The organism is Micromonospora sp. NPDC005291, assembly GCF_040607415.1.
Lineage (GTDB): Bacteria > Actinomycetota > Actinomycetes > Mycobacteriales > Micromonosporaceae > Micromonospora.
This window is the reverse complement of the sequence record NZ_JBEXGR010000007.1, coordinates 214,822-232,480: the sequence shown is the minus strand read 5'-3', so window position 1 is coordinate 232,480 and position 17,659 is coordinate 214,822. Positions and strand designations below refer to the sequence as shown.

At 72.6% G+C, this 17,659-nt stretch carries 14 protein-coding genes; 5 read left to right on the top strand and 9 right to left on the bottom strand.

What is annotated here, in order from left to right:
- Positions 1 to 47 precede the first annotated feature (47 nt).
- Complete coding sequence (locus ABZT18_RS13410) at positions 48 to 3,350, top strand: lamin tail domain-containing protein (protein WP_354996802.1); 3,303 nt, start codon at positions 48 to 50, stop codon at positions 3,348 to 3,350.
- 93 nt (positions 3,351 to 3,443) lie between these two features.
- Here the strand turns inward: ABZT18_RS13410 and ABZT18_RS13405 are convergent, their stop codons facing one another.
- From ABZT18_RS13405 to ABZT18_RS13380, 6 genes are all read right to left on the bottom strand, one after another.
- Positions 3,444 to 3,947, bottom strand: coding sequence for a helix-turn-helix domain-containing protein (locus ABZT18_RS13405; protein ID WP_354996803.1), 504 nt, complete (start codon positions 3,945 to 3,947; stop codon positions 3,444 to 3,446).
- Between the two features lie 304 nt (positions 3,948 to 4,251).
- A complete protein-coding gene (hemB, locus tag ABZT18_RS13400) occupies positions 4,252 to 5,235 on the bottom strand; it encodes a porphobilinogen synthase (RefSeq protein WP_354996804.1) in 984 nt (327 codons plus the stop codon).
- 20 nt (positions 5,236 to 5,255) lie between these two features.
- Complete coding sequence (locus ABZT18_RS13395) at positions 5,256 to 6,836, bottom strand: uroporphyrinogen-III synthase (RefSeq protein WP_354996805.1); 1,581 nt, start codon at positions 6,834 to 6,836, stop codon at positions 5,256 to 5,258.
- Positions 6,833 to 7,828, bottom strand: a complete 996-nt coding sequence (gene hemC, locus ABZT18_RS13390) for a hydroxymethylbilane synthase (RefSeq protein WP_354996806.1) — start codon at positions 7,826 to 7,828, stop codon at positions 6,833 to 6,835. Before hemC ends, ABZT18_RS13395 begins: the two co-directional genes overlap by 4 nt.
- Entirely contained in the window at positions 7,825 to 9,222 is a 1,398-nt protein-coding gene (locus ABZT18_RS13385) for a glutamyl-tRNA reductase (RefSeq protein WP_355251415.1), read from the bottom strand. The genes hemC and ABZT18_RS13385 overlap by 4 nt, the downstream gene beginning before the upstream one ends.
- Positions 9,219 to 9,989, bottom strand: a complete 771-nt coding sequence (locus ABZT18_RS13380; RefSeq protein ID WP_354996808.1) for a redox-sensing transcriptional repressor Rex — start codon at positions 9,987 to 9,989, stop codon at positions 9,219 to 9,221. The genes ABZT18_RS13385 and ABZT18_RS13380 overlap by 4 nt, the downstream gene beginning before the upstream one ends.
- A 370-nt stretch (positions 9,990 to 10,359) precedes the next feature.
- On the opposite strand from ABZT18_RS13380, the gene ABZT18_RS13375 reads away from it, so the two are divergent.
- Both ABZT18_RS13375 and ABZT18_RS13370 read left to right on the top strand, forming a co-directional pair.
- Complete coding sequence (locus ABZT18_RS13375) at positions 10,360 to 11,664, top strand: sensor histidine kinase (RefSeq protein WP_354996809.1); 1,305 nt, start codon at positions 10,360 to 10,362, stop codon at positions 11,662 to 11,664.
- Between the two features lie 46 nt (positions 11,665 to 11,710).
- Entirely contained in the window at positions 11,711 to 12,364 is a 654-nt protein-coding gene (locus ABZT18_RS13370; protein WP_354996810.1) for a response regulator transcription factor, read from the top strand.
- Here the strand turns inward: ABZT18_RS13370 and ABZT18_RS13365 are convergent.
- From ABZT18_RS13365 to ABZT18_RS13355, 3 genes are read right to left on the bottom strand one after another with little or no spacing between them, the layout of a single operon-like run.
- Positions 12,345 to 13,007: an HAD hydrolase-like protein gene (locus ABZT18_RS13365; protein WP_354996811.1), complete on the bottom strand. Its 663-nt coding sequence runs from the start codon at positions 13,005 to 13,007 to the stop codon at positions 12,345 to 12,347. The genes ABZT18_RS13370 and ABZT18_RS13365 overlap by 20 nt on opposite strands.
- 20 nt (positions 13,008 to 13,027) lie before the next feature.
- On the bottom strand, positions 13,028 to 13,282 hold the full coding sequence (locus ABZT18_RS13360; RefSeq protein ID WP_088987465.1) for a glutaredoxin family protein: 255 nt from the start codon (positions 13,280 to 13,282) through the stop codon (positions 13,028 to 13,030).
- Positions 13,272 to 14,888, bottom strand: a complete 1,617-nt coding sequence (locus ABZT18_RS13355; RefSeq protein ID WP_354996812.1) for an AMP-binding protein — start codon at positions 14,886 to 14,888, stop codon at positions 13,272 to 13,274. The genes ABZT18_RS13360 and ABZT18_RS13355 overlap by 11 nt, the downstream gene beginning before the upstream one ends.
- A 586-nt stretch (positions 14,889 to 15,474) precedes the next feature.
- Here ABZT18_RS13355 and ABZT18_RS13350 point away from each other — a divergent pair.
- Both ABZT18_RS13350 and ABZT18_RS13345 read left to right on the top strand, forming a co-directional pair.
- Positions 15,475 to 16,431 (top strand): ECF subfamily RNA polymerase sigma factor, BldN family, encoded by a 957-nt coding sequence (locus ABZT18_RS13350; RefSeq protein WP_354996813.1) that lies wholly within the window; start codon positions 15,475 to 15,477, stop codon positions 16,429 to 16,431.
- A gap of 289 nt (positions 16,432 to 16,720) precedes the next feature.
- Positions 16,721 to 17,599, top strand: a complete 879-nt coding sequence (locus tag ABZT18_RS13345) for a DUF5667 domain-containing protein (protein WP_354996814.1) — start codon at positions 16,721 to 16,723, stop codon at positions 17,597 to 17,599.
- Positions 17,600 to 17,659: the final 60 nt, after the last annotated feature.

The window sequence follows — 17,659 nt, the reverse complement described above, 5'->3', positions numbered from 1 at the left end:
GCGCACCTTAACGTGCGTTGACCCCATCCACCCATCGTGGAGGCCCTATGCGCCCGCGCCGCACAATCGCCGCGCTCGCGACCGCCACCGCCGCCGTGACCATCACGGCGCTCGGCGTCGCTCCCACCGCGGCCAGCGCCGCGCCCACCGACCTGTTCATCTCGGAGTACGTCGAAGGGTCGTCGAACAACAAGGCAATCGAGCTGTTCAACGGCACCGGTGCCCCCGTCGACCTCACCGCCGGCGGCTACCAGCTCCAGCTCTACTTCAACGGCTCCACCACGGCCACCGCGATCGCGCTGAGCGGGACGGTGGCCGCGGGTGACGCGTTCGTGTTCGCCAGCGCCTCGGCCGGGGCCGCCATTCTCGCCCAGGCCGACCAGACCACCGGGGCGAGCCTGTTCAACGGTGACGACGCGATCGTGTTGCGCCGGGGCACCACCGTGCTCGACTCGATCGGGCAGGTGGGCGTCGATCCGGGCACCGAGTGGGGTGCCGGTGCCACCAGCACCGCGGACAACACGCTGCGCCGACTGCCGACGGTGGCCGCTGGCGACACCGACCCGTCGGACGCGTTCGACCCTGCCGCGCAGTGGGCTGGCTTCCCGGTCGACACCTTCGACGGGCTCGGCACGCACACCGTGGACGACGGCGGCCCCGTCGACGCGCCGGCCACGCTGACCTGTGGCGGCCCGCTGGTCACCGCCGCGGGCACGGCGGCGGCCCGGGAGGTCACCGCCACCGACCCCGATGACACGATCGTCGACCTGGCGGTGACCGCGGTCAGCCCGACTCCGGCCACCGGCTCGATCACCCGCGACGCGTTCACCCCCGCCGAGGGCGTGGGCGGCACCGCCCGCGCCACGGTCGGCGCGAGCGCCGACCTCTCCGCCGGGGCGTACACCGTCACCGTCACCGCGACCGACGCGGGCGGCGGCACCGCCAGCTGCGCGCTGGTCGTGCAGGTGACCCGGGAGTTGACCGTCGGTGAGGTGCAGGGCCCGACCACCGACGCCGAGTCCGGTCCGAGCGACCGCTCACCGCTCGCCCCGGCGAGCGGCAACGGCACGAGCAGCACGCTGTACGACGTACGCGGCGTGATCACCCAGTTGACCCTGGCCCGCACCTCGGCCGGGGCGGAGCAGCACGGCTTCTTCCTGCAGAGCCGGACCGGCGACACCGACGGCGACCCGACCAGCTCCGACGGCATCTTCGTGTTCATGGGCGCGTTCACCTCGCTGATCGGCGGCTACGTCCCGACGGTTGGCGACGAGGTCGTCCTCCGGGCCCGGGTGTCGGAATACTTCACCTTCACTCAGCTCTCCGGCGCCTCGCTGGTCCGCCGGATCGCCACCGGCCTGGCCGTGGACACCGCAGTCGAGGTGGCGGACGCGGTGCCGCCGGTTGAGTTGACCGACGCGCAGCGCTTCTGGGAGCGGCACGAGGGCAGCCGGATGCGCGTAGGCGCGGGCAGTGGCGCGGTGAGCGGACGGGACGTCTTCTCCTCCACCGCCGACGCCGAGCTGTGGGTGGTCGACCGGGACGACCCGCTGCTGGACCGCGCCGACCCGTACGCCCGGCGGGTCTTCCGTGATTCGCACCCGCTGGACAACGACCCGACCCGCCGCTTCGACGACGGCAACGGCCAGCGAGTGCTGCTCGGCAGCATGGGCGTGAAGGCCACCGCCGGGGACAGCACGGCGCTGCTCCCGCCGGCACACACCTTCGACACGCTGCGCGCGGACGCGCTGGGCGCGGTCTACTACTCGTTCGAGAAGTACGGCGTCCAGGTCGAGCGGGCGGAGTTCGACGCCGGGGCCGACCCGTCGAAGAACAACCCGCCCAAGCCGGCCGACCGGTCGCAGGAGGTGGCGGTGGCCACCTACAACGTGGAGAACCTGTACGACTACCGGGACGACCCGTTCGACGGCTGTGACTTCGCCGGCAACGCCGGCTGCACCGGGGTCAGCCCGCCCTTCGACTACGTGCCGGCCAGTGAGGCGGACTACCGCGAGCACCTGACCTCGCTCGCCGACCAGATCGCCAAGGACCTGCACGCACCGGACCTGATCCTGGTGCAGGAGGCCGAGGACCAGGACATCTGCGCGGTCGCCGGAACGGCACTGACCTGCGGTGCCACGGACAACGCCGACGGCGCTCCGGACAGCATCCAGGAGTTGGCGCTCGCGGTGGCGGCGGCCGGCGGGCCGGCGTACGCCGCTGCCTATGACCGGACCGGCGCGGACGCCCGCGGTATCACCGCGGCCTTCCTGTACCGCACCGACCGGCTCTCGCTGGCCACGGCGACGGCCACGGACCCGCTGCTCGGCTCGGCGCCGACCGTCCAGTACCGGGCTCCGGGGTTGCCGGGCAACGCCGACGTGCAGAACCCTAAGGCGCTCAACGCGGTGCTGCCGGCGGACGTGGACACATCGACCGGCAAGGACGGCAACAACGTCTTCACCCGCGCTCCCCAGCTGGGCAGGTTCAGCGTGGCCGCGGCGCCCGGCTCGGCCGAGCGGTTCACCCTGTACGCGCTCAGCAACCACTACTCTTCCGGGCCGGACAGCCGGGTCGGGCAGCGGCGGGAGCAGGCGGCGTACGGCGCGGCGATCGTCACCGCGATCGAGGCGGCGGACCAGACCGCCCGGGTGGTCTACGGCGGGGATCTGAACGTCTTCCCCCGCCCGGACGATCCGTTGCCCTTCGGGAACCAGCAATTCAGCGCCACGGGCAGCCAGCCGACCCCGTCGGACCAGTTGGCCCCGCTCTACCAGGCGGGTCTGCACAACCTGTGGGACAACCTGGTCGCGGACGTGCCCGCGTCCGCCTACTCGTACAGCTTCGAGGGGCAGGCGCAGACGCTCGACCACCTGTTCGTCAACGAGGCGCTCTACGGCGACCTGGTGCAGGTACGGGCGGCGCACATCAACGCCGACTGGCCGGCGGAGTTCACCGGTGACGGGTCGCGGGGTTCCAGCGACCACGACCCACAGGTGGCCCGGTTCCGTTCTCGGGCGTCGCTGACCGTCGCCGACACGACGGTGGTCGAGGGCAACCAGGGCCCGCGGCAGCTCACCTTCACCGCCACCGTGTCCCGTCCGCTGTCCCAGCCGGTGCTGCTCTGCGCCGCCACCGTCGGCGTCACGGCGGAGGCTGGCTCGGACTTCGACCCGTACGCCGGCTGCAAGGTGCTGGCCGCCGGGCAGACGTCGGTCGTCTTCCCGGTGACGGTGCGGGGTGACCGGAAGCGGGAGTCGGACGAGAAGCTGACGCTGCTGGTGGCAGGCGTGCCCGGGTTGCGACTGACCGATCCGCTGGCAGTCGGCACGATCACCAACGACGACTGACCCTTCGGCCCTCCACGGGTGTCAGCGGCCCACCGTCCAGGTTTCCCGGACGGTGGGCCGCTGCCCTTCGCCCTCGGCCGCACCCCGCCCGGGTCAGTAGTAGTGGTGGCTGATCGGTGGTGGTGGCAGATGGCGGTGCTGAGCTACCCGCACCTCCCACTGGCTGCGTCGGCGTCGCGCCTCCCGATCTGCCGAGTCGCGGTGGTAGGTCTCCGGGGGCCGAGCCAGCCCGTAGACGTCCCCCCACCACTCCCCCGGCTCCGGGTCGAGGATGGTGTCGAGGTGTGACGGGTAGCGGCGGCCGGCACCGTCGTGAATGTCCTCCCGATCGGCCATCGGGTGGATGACCCGGCCGTCCTGGTCGACCACAACCAGATAGAGCCCGGATGCGGCGAGCAGGCGCTGCAGCACGGCCACACTTGGCGTCAGACTGCCCGCCTCAACCCGCCCCACTGTCGAGGGTGTGACTTTGGCAAACCGGGCCATCTGGCGCTGGCCCAACCCCTTCATGCGCCGGGCCCGACGAACGAGACCGGCGATGGGGAACGGACCGATGGTGGGACCCACAGAGGGAGGAGGATCGAGCGCCGAAGCCATGCGTCCACGATCCTCGGCCCGGACACGCGGCTCAATCCCTGTGGCAAAACCTGTGGATAACTGGCGGGGTCGGAGGCCAAGGGTGTCCCACGCCCCCTTTGCTCTGCTTCAACGGACGCAACAGTTCAGGGCTCTGAGTGTTGCGTCCGTTGAAGCAGAGCAAAGGGGGGAAAGGGCACCCGACTGCCTCCCTTGAGGCACACAGCGTAGAGACCCCGGGCATGGCCGAGGAGCGCGCAGGGAACGGCTCAGGAAGCGCAGGCTACGGACAAACGAGACCAGGCGCGACGGCCGGCGATGACCGTCAGTAGCGCTGGCGGAGCAGCCCGGCGGCCTCGACGGCCCAGTAGGTGAGGATGATCTGCGCGCCGGCCCGCTTGATCGAGGTGAGCGTCTCCAACATCACCCGCTCCCGGTCGATCCAGCCGTTCGCAGCGGCCGCCTCGACCATCGCGTACTCGCCGGAGACCTGGTAGGCAGCGACCGGGACGTCCACCGCGGCCCGCACCGCCGCCACCACGTCGAGGTAGGGCAGCGCCGGCTTGACCATCACCAGGTCGGCGCCCTCGGCGACGTCGAGCGCCACCTCGCGCAGCGACTCGCGCAGGTTGGCCGGGTCCTGCTGGTAGGTGCGCCGGTCGCCCTCCAGCGCCGACTCCACGGCGTCGCGGAACGGGCCGTAGAAGGCGGAGGCGTACTTCGCGGCGTACGCCAGCACGGCCACGTCCTGGTACCCGGCGGCGTCGAGCGCCCGGCGTACCACGCCCACCTGGCCGTCCATCATCCCGGACGGCCCGACCATGCCGACCCCGGCGGCGGCCTGGGCCACCGCCATCTCGGCGTACGCGGCCAGGGTGGAGTCGTTGTCGACCTCGCCGTCTGCGGTGAGCAGCCCGCAGTGCCCGTGCGAGGTGAACTCGTCCAGGCACAGGTCGCTCATCACCACCGTGGCGTCACCCACCTCGGCCACCACGTCGCGGATGGCGACGTTGAGGATGCCGTTCGGGTCGATGCCGCCGGAGCCGGTCGGGTCCCGTCGTTCCGGCACGCCGAAGAGCATGATCCCGCCGACACCGGCCCGGACCGCCTCGGCCGCCGCCTTGCGCAGCGAGTCCCGGGAGTGCTGGAGCACCCCCGGGAGCGACGCGATGGCCCGGGGCTCGGTCAGCCCCTCCTTGACGAACATCGGCACGATCAACTCGGCCGGGTCGACCCGGGTCTCGGACACCAGCCGGCGGATCGCCGGGGTGCGGCGCAGCCGGCGGGGCCGGATCTCGGGGTACGACATGGGAGGCCCTCCTCGAACGACTACCGGAAACGCAGGGCGGTCGGCCCCTGCACCTTCGAGCCGCGGCGCTGCTTGGCCGGCATGGCGGCCAGCTTCTCGCGCAGCTCGACGGCATAGGCGGCGAGCGCCTCCACCAGGTCGGGCACCGAGGCGTGCGGCGGCTGGACGTCGACCCGCAGGCCGAACTCCGTCGCGGTCTCCGCCGTCTTGGGCCCGATGACGGCAACAACGGTCCGGGCGTGTGGCTTCCCGGCGATGCCGACCAGGTTGCGCACGGTGGAGGACGAGGTGAAGAGCACCGCGTCGAACCCGCCGGACTTGATCGCGTCCCGGATCTCGGCGGGCGGCGGCGCTGCCCGCACCGTCCGGTACGCGGTCACGTCGTCGACCTCCCAGCCGCGCTCGGTGAGCCCGGCGGCGAGCGTCTCGGTGGCGATGTCGGCGCGCGGCAGCAGCACCCGGCCCACCGGGTCGAGGATCTCGTCGTGCGGGGAGAACTCGGCCAGCAGCCCCTCGGAGGACTGCTCCCCGGCGGGGATCAGCTCCGGCTGGATGCCGAACGCGCGGACCGCGTCCGCGGTCGCCTCACCGATGCAGGCGATCTTGACCCCACCGAAGTGCCGGGCGTCCAGACCGTGCTCGGCGAACTTCTCCCAGACCGCGCGGACCGCGTTCACCGACGTGAAGATCACCCAGGCGTACCGGCCGTCGACCAGGCCCTTGACCGCCCGCTCCATCTGCGCCGGCGTGCGCGGCGGCTCGACCGCGATGGTCGGCACCTCGCACGGGATCGCCCCGTACGCGCGCAGCCGGGCGCTCATCGCGCCAGCCTGCTCCTTGGTACGAGGTACGAGCACCTTCCAGCCGTACAGCGGGCGGTTCTCCCACCAGCTCAGCTTGTCGCGCTGACCCACCCCGACACCGACGGTGAGCACCACCCGGCCGGTGAAGCCGAGCGCGGCGGCCACGAAGCTGTCCACGGTCGACGTGGTCGTGTACTGGGTCTCGCCCGTGCCGTCGCCGGTCACACCGACGCCGGTGGTGCCGTCGACCCCGGCGGCGAGCAGCCCGTCCCGGACCGCGGCGAGGTCACCGGCGTCCACGGCGAGCGCGAGCGAACCCCGGCCGACGGCCGCGGCCAGCGCCTCGAAGTCCAGCACGCTGACGTCCTCGACGTCGGCAGCCGTACGCACACCCGGCAGCGGGACCCCCGCGTAGGTGGCCACACCCTCGGCCTGGCCGACGCCGGGCACCACCTCGAAGTGGGCGGCGGTGCGGGCCACCGCCTGCACCTCCTTGACCACCGAGTCGTGGCCGAACGGGTCGCCGGCGACCAGGTGCACCGCGTTCAACCCGGACCGGGCCGCGGAGATCAGCACCTTCGCCACGTCCCCCGGCGCGCCTTCGGCCGGGGTGAACTCGGCATCGTCCCTGGCTTCGGCGCGAACGACGGCGAGCAACGACTCCGGGACTCCCCGGTCGTAGATCACCTGGTCGGCGTCGACCAGGGCGTCGTGCGCCCGACGGGTCAGCAGGCCGGGGTCACCGGGGCCAGCGCCGACGAACGCGATACGGCCGACGGGCTTACGGGTGCGGGTCATTCTGTGCTCCCAAATTGCTGGGTCCCCGGGCCGGTGTGTCCTTCGTGGCCGAGGATCGAGTCGGCGCCGAGGTCGAGGAGTTCGGCGGCGAGTGCCTTACCGATCTCCGCCGCGTCGGCGGGCGTTCCGGTGCGGGACAGCCGGAGGTCACGAGTGCCGTCCGGGCTGATCACCGCCCCGCGCAGGTAGATCTCATCGCCGCCAACGCCAGTGGCGTTCGAGCCGGTCGGCTCGCCTTCGGCGATGATGGCGTAGGCGGCGACGGGTGCGCTGCACCCGGCCTCCAGGGTTGCCAGCAACGCGCGCTCCGCGGTGACCGCGGCGTGCGACGGTGCGTGGTCGAGCACCGCGAGCAGCTCGACCAGGTCCTGGTCGTCGACCCGGCACTCCACGGCCAGCGCGCCCTGTGCGGGCGCGGGCAGCATCAGCATCGGATCCAACGTCTCGGTGATCACGTCGACCCGACCGAGCCGGGCCAGCCCGGCCCGGGCCAGGACGACGGCGTCGAGGTCGGCCTCGGGGCCGAGCACCCGCGCCAGACGGCTGTCCACGTTGCCGCGGATCGGGGTGACCTCCAGTTGGAGGCCGAGCGCGTGCAGCTGGGCGATACGGCGCAGCGCGCCGGTGCCCACGGTCGCCCCGGGCGGCAGCTCGGCGAGCGTCCGGCCGCCGCGGGCGACCAGCGCGTCGCGCGGGTCCTGCCGGGCCGGCACGGCCGCGATGTGCAGCCCGCCGGCCTCAGCCGTGGGCAGGTCCTTGTAGGAGTGCACCGCGAAGTCGATCGTCCGGGCGGTCAGCGCGTCGCGCAGCGCGGAGACGAACACCCCGACGCCGAGCCGGTGCACCGGTGCACTGGAGCGGTCGCCGGCCGTGACCACCTCGACCAGCTCGACCGGGCGGCCGGTGGCGGCGGTCAACGCCTCGGCGACCTGGCCGGACTGGGCCATCGCCAGGGCGCTGCCCCGGGTGCCGAGGCGCAGGGGGGCGGTCATCGCGCACCTCCGGTGGGCGGGGTCGGGTCGGTGGCGTCGGCGCCGAACAGCGGGTCGATACCGCCGAGCGCCGCGCCGAGGTCGGGGGTCAGAACGTCCGGGACGGTGTCCACCGGCGAGGTCTGCGGCACCTGGAGGTCGAACAGCTCGCGCAGCAGAGCCGCGTACTGGTCGCCGCCGGGCTCCGCGGCCAACTGGCGGACCTTGACGGTGGGCTGGTGCAGCAGCCGCTGCACGACCCGGTGCACCGTGCGGGCCACCTCGGCCCGCAGGTCGTCGCCGAGGTCGGGGCGACGCTGAGCCAGTCGGCGCAGCTCGGCGGTGACCACGTCGTCGGCCCGGCCGCGCAGCGCGGCCACGGTGGGTGCCACGTCGGCGCCGCGCAACCAGGTGAGGAAGCTCTCCACCTCGCCCAGCACGATCCGTTCGACGGCGGCGGCGTCCGCAGCCGCCGGACCGTCGGCGAGCAGCGCCGCCATCCGGTCGATGTCGATCACCTCGACGCCGGGCAGCTCGGCGACGCCCTCCTCGACGTCGCGCGGAACAGCCAGGTCGAGAAGGACCAGCGGGCCTCGGGCCAGGTCCCGTCCGGCCAGCGCCGTGGTGACCACCGCTCGGGTGAGGACTGGTTCGGTGGACGCGGTGGCGGCCACTACGATGTCCACTGTGGAAAGGGTGTCGGCCAGCTCGGTCATCGGCGCGGCACTGGCCCCGTACGACTCAGCGAGCCGGACGGCGCGGTCGGCGCCCCGGTTGCTGACGGTGAGTGGCCCGGCGCCCAACCGGGACAGCGTGGCCACCCCGAGCGAGCCCATCGCGCCGGCACCGACCACCAGGGCCGGGTGGCCGACGAGGTCGCCGTCGAGGTGCCCGGCGGCCAGCTCCAGCGCGGCGGTGACGACGCTCTGGCCGGCCCGGTCGATGCCGGTCTCGGCGTGGGCCCGCTTACCGACCCGCAGCGCCTGCTGCATCAGCTCGTGCAGGAGGCGGCCGGCCGAGTCGGCGCCGGTGGCCCAGTGGTAAGCGTCACGCAGTTGGCCGAGGATCTGCGCCTCGCCGACCACCATCGAGTCCAGACCGGTGGCGACCCGGAAGACGTGGTCCACGGCGGCGGTGTCGTAGTGCACGTACAGGTTGCTGGCGAGAGCCGCCGGCGAGCTGCCGGCCTGCTCGGCCAGTACGGCGCAGACGTCGCCGAGCCCGCCGTGGAAACCGGACACGGCGGCGTAGACCTCCACCCGGTTGCAGGTGGAGACGATGACAGCCTCGGTCACGTACGGCTGGGCGACCAGGCGGCCCAGGGTGCGGGTGAGGTCGGCGGGGGGCACGGCCAGCTGCTCCAGCGTGGCGACCGGGGCGGTCCGGTAGGACGCGCCGACGACGAGCAGTTTCACGTGCCGATCGCCTCCTGGGTGTCGGTGGCCGCGAACCCGCCCGGCAGGGCGGTGAGAGCGGACCCGCCGGTGGCGGGCAGCGCGGTCAGCGACGCCTTGCGGTGCTCGTGGAAGGACAGAATCTGCAGCTCGATGGCGAGGTCGACCTTGCGCACGTCGACCCCCTCCGGAACCGAGAGTACGCACGGCGCGAAGTTGAGGATGCTCGTCACGCCGACCGCGACCAGCAGATCGGCGACCCGCTGGGCCGCTGCGGCCGGGGTCGCGATCACGCCGATCGCGATGGACTCGGCCTCTGCGACCGCTGGAAGCTCGTCGACATGCCGCACAACCAGGCCGTTGATCTCTTCACCCACCCGGGAGGGATCGGCGTCGAGCAGTGCGGCGATCCGGAAGCCCCGGCCGGCGAAGCCGTCGTAGCCGGCCAGAGCGTGACCGAGATTACCCACGCCGACCAGGGCGACCGCCCGACGTTGAGTGAGCCCGAGCACATACTCGATCTGCTCGATCAGCAGCGCGACGTCGTAGCCGACGCCCCGGGTGCCGTACGAGCCGAGGTGGGAGAGGTCCTTGCGGAGCTTGGCGGAGTTGACCCCGACGGCGGCGGAGAGACCCTCGCTGGAGATCGTCTCGTGCCCGGCGTCGGCAAGGTTGTGCAGCGCACGCAGGTATTCCGGGAGCCGAGCGACGGTCGCCTCGGGCAGATCCGGGAGTGCCGGTACGGCACCGGCACTGCCGGGCGCGCCTGGGTGACGGTGCTGACTCATGAGACTCCGTGCGGTGCGATCCTCGGCCAACTCCGCTGGTCGGCCGCTTATGGACTCCCGCTGGCGACCGAGGTTGCCGGCTGTGCTAGCAGGGCGCGTCGGAGTCACAGAGTAGGCGCTTGTGAAGACGTGCACAAATCGCGATCTTGTCGCTGCGTCACGCAACCTCACCAGCACCTCCATTCCGCAAGATCGATCCGACGGGTTTCCACCCGCACCGCCCGGGCGATTATTACTCAATCCCGACTTCTCTGACCAATCCCGCGCCGGGCCTCCCGCGGACCGTCCCGGAAGTGGTAGGGGCAGCACTACGAGGGAGAGGCGGGGCTTCGGGATGGGGATGGGAAGCCCGGATGCCTAGCCTTTGCGCATGACCACCGTTGCCGCCACCAGCGACCAACCGACGCTGGCACCGAGCATCCCCCGCCAACTCTTCGTCGACTCCGGGTACGTGCTGCTCGGCCTGCCCCTGGCGGTGGCCAGCTTCATCGTCCTCGTCGTCGGCCTCGCGGTCGGCATCGGCCTGGTGGTCACGGTGATCGGCCTACCGATCCTCAGCGGCACCCTGTACGCCGCCCGTGGGCTGGCCGACATCGAGCGGCTGCGACTGCCCGCCGTGCTCCGGCAGCCCCGCATCCGGCCGCACTACCGGCTGCCCGAGGCGGGAGCGAACGCCTGGCGGCGGATCTTCGTACCGATGCGGGACGCGCAGTCCTGGCTCGATCTGGCGCACGGGATCCTGCGGCTCATCGTGGCGGTGGGCACCTTCGTGGTCGCCGTGTCCTGGTGGGCCGCCGCGATCACCGGCTCGCTCTACTGGGCCTACGACTGGGCACTGCCCCGAGCCGACGGCGAGGGTGACAGCGACCTGGCGCAGCTGCTCGGCCTGGGTGACTCGACCACCGCCCGGATCGGTCTGTACACCGCGCTCGGGGTGTTCTTCCTGATCACGCTGCCGATCGTGGTTCGGGGCTGCGCGCTGCTCCAGGGCAGCTTCGCCAAGGCCATGCTGACCGGAGTGGCCGAGATGCGCGACCGGATCACCGTGCTGGAAGAGCAGAAACGAGCCGCCGTGTCCGCCGAGGCGTCCGCGCTCCGCCGGTTGGAACGCGACATCCACGACGGCCCCCAGCAGCGCCTGGTCCGCCTCGCGATGGACCTCAGCCGGGCCCGGATGCAGCTCTCCTCCGACCCGGAGGCGGCCGGCAAGACCATCGACGAGGCGGTCACCCAGACCCGGGACACGCTTGCCGAGCTACGGGCGCTGTCCCGGGGCATCGCCCCGCCGATCCTGGTCGACCGGGGCCTGCCCAGCGCCCTGGCCGCGATCGCCGCACGCGGGCTGATCCCGATCGAGCTTCAGGTGGACCCGCAGCTCGGCACCCCGGGCGGGCGGCTCGACCCGGCGGTGGAGAACACCGCGTACTTCGTGGTGTCCGAGGCGCTGACCAACGTCGCCAAGCACAGCCGGGCCACCGAGGCCATGGTGGCCGTTGCCCGGCAGGGCACCCAGCTCCAGGTGCGGGTAGGCGACGACGGACAGGGCGGCGCGCACCTGGCCAAGGGGCACGGGCTGGCCGGCATCGCCGACCGGGTGCGGGCCGCCGGCGGTGAACTGGCGGTGGTCAGCCCGGCCGGCGGCCCCACCGAGATCCGCGCAGAGCTTCCGCTGTGAGCCGTCGGGCCCTCGCGACGGGCCGGGCATGGTAGACAACACAGCCATGCGCATAGTGATCGCCGACGACGCCGTCCTGCTCCGGGAGGGGCTGGTGCGGCTCCTGACCGAGAGCGGGCACCAGGTGGTGGCCGCCGTCGGGGACGGCGACGCTCTGGTCGAGGCGGTGGTGGAGCACCGGCCGGACGTGTCGATCGTCGACGTCCGGATGCCGCCGTCGCACACCGACGAGGGGCTGCGGGCGGCGGTGGAGGCGCGGCGGCTGGTGCCGCGTACCCCGATCCTGGTGCTCTCCCAGTACGTCGAGGTCTCGTACGCCGATGATCTGCTCGCCACCACCGGCGGCGCCGGCGGCGGAATCGGCTACCTGCTCAAGGACCGGGTGGCCGCGATCGACGAGTTCCTGGACGCGTTGCGCCGGGTGGCGGCCGGCGGCACGGTGCTCGACCCGGAGGTCGTCGGCCAGCTCTTCGCGCGGCGGCGCCGGGACGACCCGCTGAGCGAGCTGACCCCCCGCGAGCGCGAGGTGCTGGCCCTGATGGCCGAGGGGCGCTCGAACATCGCCATCGCCCGCACCCTCGTGGTCAGCGACGGCGCGGTGGAGAAGCACGTGCGCAACATCTTCACCAAGCTCACCCTGCCGCCGGACACCGAGCAGCACCGGCGGGTGCTGGCCGTCCTCACCTATCTGCGGAACTGACCCCCCGGGCCAGGGCGACCGCGCCGGTGAGGGTGTCGGCCACCGGGTGACCGGAGGCACGCAGTCGGGCCGGGTCGGTGAACCCGCCGGTGTAGAGCACCGTACGGCCGCCCACCGCCAGCGCCGCGTCCGCGTCGTCGATGGAGTCGCCGATCAGCACCACCGAGGCGCCGTCCACGCCCAGCTCGGCCAGGTGCACCTGGAGCGACTCGGCCTTGCGGCCACCGCCGACCGTGGCCCGCAGCCCGTCGACCCGGGTGAAGTGGCCGGTCAATCCGTACGTGTGCACGGTGGGCACCAGCTCCTCGTGGAACCACATGGAGAGCAGGCTCTGGCTGCCCGGCCAGGCGGCCATCGCGGTGCGCGCGTCGGCGGCCAGCTCGCAGGTGGTCAACCCGGTGCGGTACGCGTCGTGGAAGATCCGGTCCAGTCGGCCGAACTCGTCGTCGTCCACGGCCTGCCCGAGCACCTCGGCGTAGTACTCGGCGATCGGCCTGCGGAACCGCACCCGATGCTCATCGGGGGTGACCGTCGGCCCACCCAGGCTCGCGAACACGACGTTGGTGGCGGACACCACCAGGCTGAGGTCGTTGAGCAGGGTGCCGTTCCAGTCCCACACGAGGTGGGGGTGCGCAGGGGTCATCAGAGCACCATAGGCACCGCTCAGAGCTGTGGCGTGGTCAGGTCCCGCAGCAGCCGGTCCTCCTCGACCCGCCAGTAGCCGTGCTCCTTGCCGTCGAGCATCACCACCGGCAGCCGGTCGCCGTACTCGCGCTCCAGCCCGTCGTCGCCGGTGACGTCCCACTCGACCCACTTGTCGCCGGTGACCGCCACCACCCGGTCGAGCGCCGCCTTGGCGTCGTCGCACAGGTGGCAGCCGGGCCGGGTGATCAGGGCGAGCCGGGCGTCAGTGGCCATCGGTTACCTCCGTGCGGGTGTCGACGTCGGTCGGCGTCGCCGACCGGAGCAGGGTCTTGCGTACCTTGCCGATCGCCGAGTGCGGCAGGGCGTCGACGAACTCGACGGCGGTCGGGCACTTGAACCGGGCCAGGTTCCGCGCGCAGTGGGCGAGCAGCTCCTCGCTGGTCACCGGTGGCCCTTGCGCCGGCACCACGTACGCCCGCACAGTCTCGCCGGTCCGCGGGTGCGGCACACCCAGTACCGCCGACTCGGCCACCCCGGGGTGCCCGGTGAGCACCACCTCGACCTCGTGCGGATAGACGTTGAACCCGTTGACCAGGATCAGCTCGCCGAGCCGGTCGACCAGGAAGAGATCGCCGTCCTCGTCGGCGTACGCGATGTCGCCGGTGCCCCACCAGCCCTCCGCGTCCGGGCCGCCCCGACCGTCGGGCCAGTAACCGGAGAAGAGGTTGGGGCCGCGCACGACGATCTGCCCCGGGTCGGTGCCCGGTGCCACGTCGGAGATGTCCAGCTCATCCGGGTCGTCGTCGGGAACGGCCAGCCCGTCTCGCCACAGGTCCACCCCGTCGGCGCCGAGCAGGCGTAGCCGCACACCGGGCAGTGGCCGGCCGATCGAACCGGCCTTGGCCACGCCGCCGACCAGGGTGGAGGTGAGCACCGGCGCGGTCTCGGTGAGGCCGTACCCGATGTGCGCCTGATGGCCGGTGACCTCCGTGAAGCGCGCCGCGACCGCGGGCTCCAGCGGTGCCGCGCCGCACACCGCCACCCGCACCGACGCGGTCGCCGCGCGGGCCGTGGCCGCGCCGGACCAGGCCAGGAACATCGACGGTACGCCGACCAGCACGCTGACCCGGTGCCGGGCGATCTCGTCCAGCCCCGCCGTCGGGCCCAGCTCGTCGAGCAGCACGCCGGTCGCGCCATGGTGGACGACCGCGCCGAGCCCCGAGTTGAGCCCGTACGCGTGGAACAGCGGCAACGCGAGAAGAACAGTGTCCGCCGGCCCGACCACCGGTGGCTCGATCTCCTCGACCTGCTCGTGGTTGGCGAGCAGCGCCTGGTGGGAGAGCATCGCCCCCTTGGGTCGCCCCTCGGTGCCGGAGGTGTAGAGCAGTACAGCCAGGTCGGCTCCGCCTCGCTGTGAGCGGGGTGGCGGTCCGGGTGCCTCGGCGGTCGGCGGCGTGCCGTGCACGGCGGTGAGCACGGGCAACTCGGCGGCCACCTCGGCGACCAGGCCCCGGACCCGATCGGTGCCGATCAGCACCGACGCGCCGGAGTCGGCCAGCACGTGCCGCAACTCCGGGGCGGTGAAGCCGGGGTTGACCGGTACGGCGACCAGCCCGGCGCGCAGAGCGCCGAGCCAGGCGATCACGAAGTCGGGGGTGTTGGGCAGTGCGATCGCGACGCGTGGCGGCGTACCGCCGGGGTCGGTGGGCGGCGCGGCGACGGACAGGCCCCGCGCGGCGGCATCCACCGCGGCGTCCAGTTCGGACCAGCTGAGCGTCTGGTCGCGCCAGTGCAGCGCGGGCCGGTCTGCGCGGTCGAGGGCCGCCCGGCGGACCCGGTCGGCGAGGTTCGGCGCGGGGTTTTCCGAGACGTCCTGCACGGTGATCGAGTCTGGCACAGCGGGCGGCGACAGGCCACGCCCGACGGTCGGGCCCGCGCCCGGACGGCGGCGTCGCAAAAGTCCCGTCAACGGGACTGTCCAGGGTGGCACCGGCCATCCGTTCAGGTCCTGCCGATGGGACGGGTAACGCCGTTCACAGACGGCTCGGCGGCGTCCGCGCGGCCACCCGGCATGGCGGGTCGGCCGAACGGGCAATGCGCCTCCGACCAGGGGCTCCATCCTGGATCACCGGGCCGGCGGAAAGTCAATCGCACACGACGGACAACCGGTCCGCCATTGGTGCGACGGAGCGGGAAATACTTCCGCCTTGTGTAACGGACTTGCCACGCGCGGGTGACGTTGGCCCTATCATCACTCGGGTCGGCTCACCCCATTTGCCGTGAGTCGACACCCCTCAGCCCGAGGAGGCCCCCGTGCCTGTGAGCGCATTGGACCAGCACCTCAAGGGGAATTGCCGCCCGTCGGCAACCCCCGCAACCGTCCTGCCCGACCGGAAGCCCGGTCGGTCCGCCCCGACGACGCACAGACCGGCCCGCCGGGCAACCAACGGGACGGGGGCAACTCGGTGACCACCTTCGGTTACGCGGAACGTCCGGTCGGCCTGACCGGTCAGGCGGCCCGTGCCCACGTCAACGAACGGCCGGCTGCCCGCGCCCCGCTGGACGAACCGCACGGCAACGCCGTGCGGGGCGACGGCGCGGCGCAGCGAATCCGCAGCCGGCCACACCACAACGAGCCGCCGCCGCGGCCCGCGGTGCCCGGCGGGAACGCGAAGCCGGCCGGCGGCCGGGTCGCCGTACCGGCTCGACCGACCATGCCAGCACAGAGTCGTCGGGTCACCGACACACCGGCGGTGACCACCGACCCGGCGGCGGGTGAAACAGCGGTGATTCCGGCAGTGCCGGCCAGCACCGCCATCACCCCGACCGGTTTCCCGAGCCGTCCGGACCCGTCCGACCCGGCCACGGAGGTCTGGACGCTGATCGAGCGGGCCCAGGCCGGTGAGTCCGAGGCGTTCGGTCTGATCTACGACCGGTACGTGGACACCGTGTTCCGGTTCGTCTACTTCCGGGTCGGCAACCGCCAGCTCGCCGAGGACCTCACCTCGGACACCTTCCTGCGCGCGCTCAAGCGGATCGGCAGCTTCACCTGGCAGGGCCGCGACCTCGGCGCCTGGCTGGTGACGATCGCCCGCAACCTGGTCGCCGACCACTTCAAGTCGGGTCGGTACCGGCTGGAGGTCACCACCGGCGACGTGCTCGACGCCGACCGGGAGGACCGGGGCCCGGAGGGCAGCCCGGAGGCGGCGGTGGTGGAGCACATCACCAACGTCGCGCTGCTCACCGCCGTGAAGCAGCTCAATCCGGAGCAGCAGGAGTGCATCGTGCTCCGCTTCCTCCAGGGTTTCTCGGTCGCCGAGACGGCTCGTGCCATGGGCAAGAACGAGGGTGCCATCAAGGCCCTCCAGTACCGGGCCGTCCGCGCACTGGCCCGACTCCTGCCCGACGGCTTCCAGCCGTAGTTTCTTCCGGCGGGACCGATGGACGTCGATCAACGTCCGTGCAGCTCACAGTCGGTCCCGCCTGGTGACGACGATCACTTTCTGTGATTTCCGCCCCGCCGGGCCCGTAACCCGTGCCCGGTCCGCGACGTTTCTCCGGGTGCGACCGGTGGTTGTCCCGGCAGACCCGGGTCACCGAGGTCCGACCGGCACGCCGGCGGCACCTCACCTCCGTGGTGTCACACTGCCGCCCGGTCGCTGGCAAGGACGGCGGCCGACCGGCCGTGACCAGCGAGAGGAGGTGCCTGCGGTGGACAACACCCTCTTCTCCCGCCGGCGCGCCGAGCGCTTCGCGCAGCTTCTCGACGAGGCCAACGGCGCTCGGCGACACCACGTGCGATCCCGGGTGGACGGGCAGCTCGCGCCGCTCGTCGCAGTGGGCCAGCGGCTCAGCGTCGACCCCCCGGCGGTCGAGGTGGCCCCCGACTTCCGTACCGGCCTGCGGGCGATGCTGCTCGCGACCGCCGAACGGGAAGGGGTGGGCACCACACCGGCGGCCAGCGAACCGGCCGCCACGCGTCCCGCCGCGACCGCCCGCGGGCGGCTGCTGCCGGCGGCCACCGCACGGCGGGCCCGAGCCCGGGGCGCGATCCTGGTCGGCATCGCCGCCGGTGCCATCGCCGTCTCCGGCATCTCCGCCGCAAGCGAGGACGCGGTGCCCGGCGACGCGCTGTACGGCATGAAGCGTTCGACCGAACGGGCTCAACTCGCCCTGGCCAGCTCGGACATCAGCCGCGGCCAGCTCTTCCTGGACTTCGCCCGGACCAGACTCGGCGAGGCCGCCAAGCTGCGCGGTGACCGGATCGGCTACAGCGCGGTCCTCGACGACATGGACGCCGACACCCGGCAGGGTGTTCGCCTGCTGACGACCGCCGCGGCCCAGCGGGCCGAGGCGGGCAGCCTGGACACGCTCAACATCTTCGTCTCGGGGCAACACCGGGCGGTGACCGGTCTGCTCGACGGGAGCACCCGCGCCGACCGGGAACGGACCCGGCGGTCACTGCTGTTGCTGGACAGCATCCGGGAGCGCTCGGACGCGCTGCGCGCGGCGATCGCCTGCGGCCTACCGGCACCGACCGCCAGCGACGCCCTCGGCCCCGACCCGAGCGCCTGCCCCGGGGCTCGCTGACCCCGCGCTCCTATACCGCATGTCCGACCGGCCGCGCCACAGTTCGTTGTGTGCCCGGCC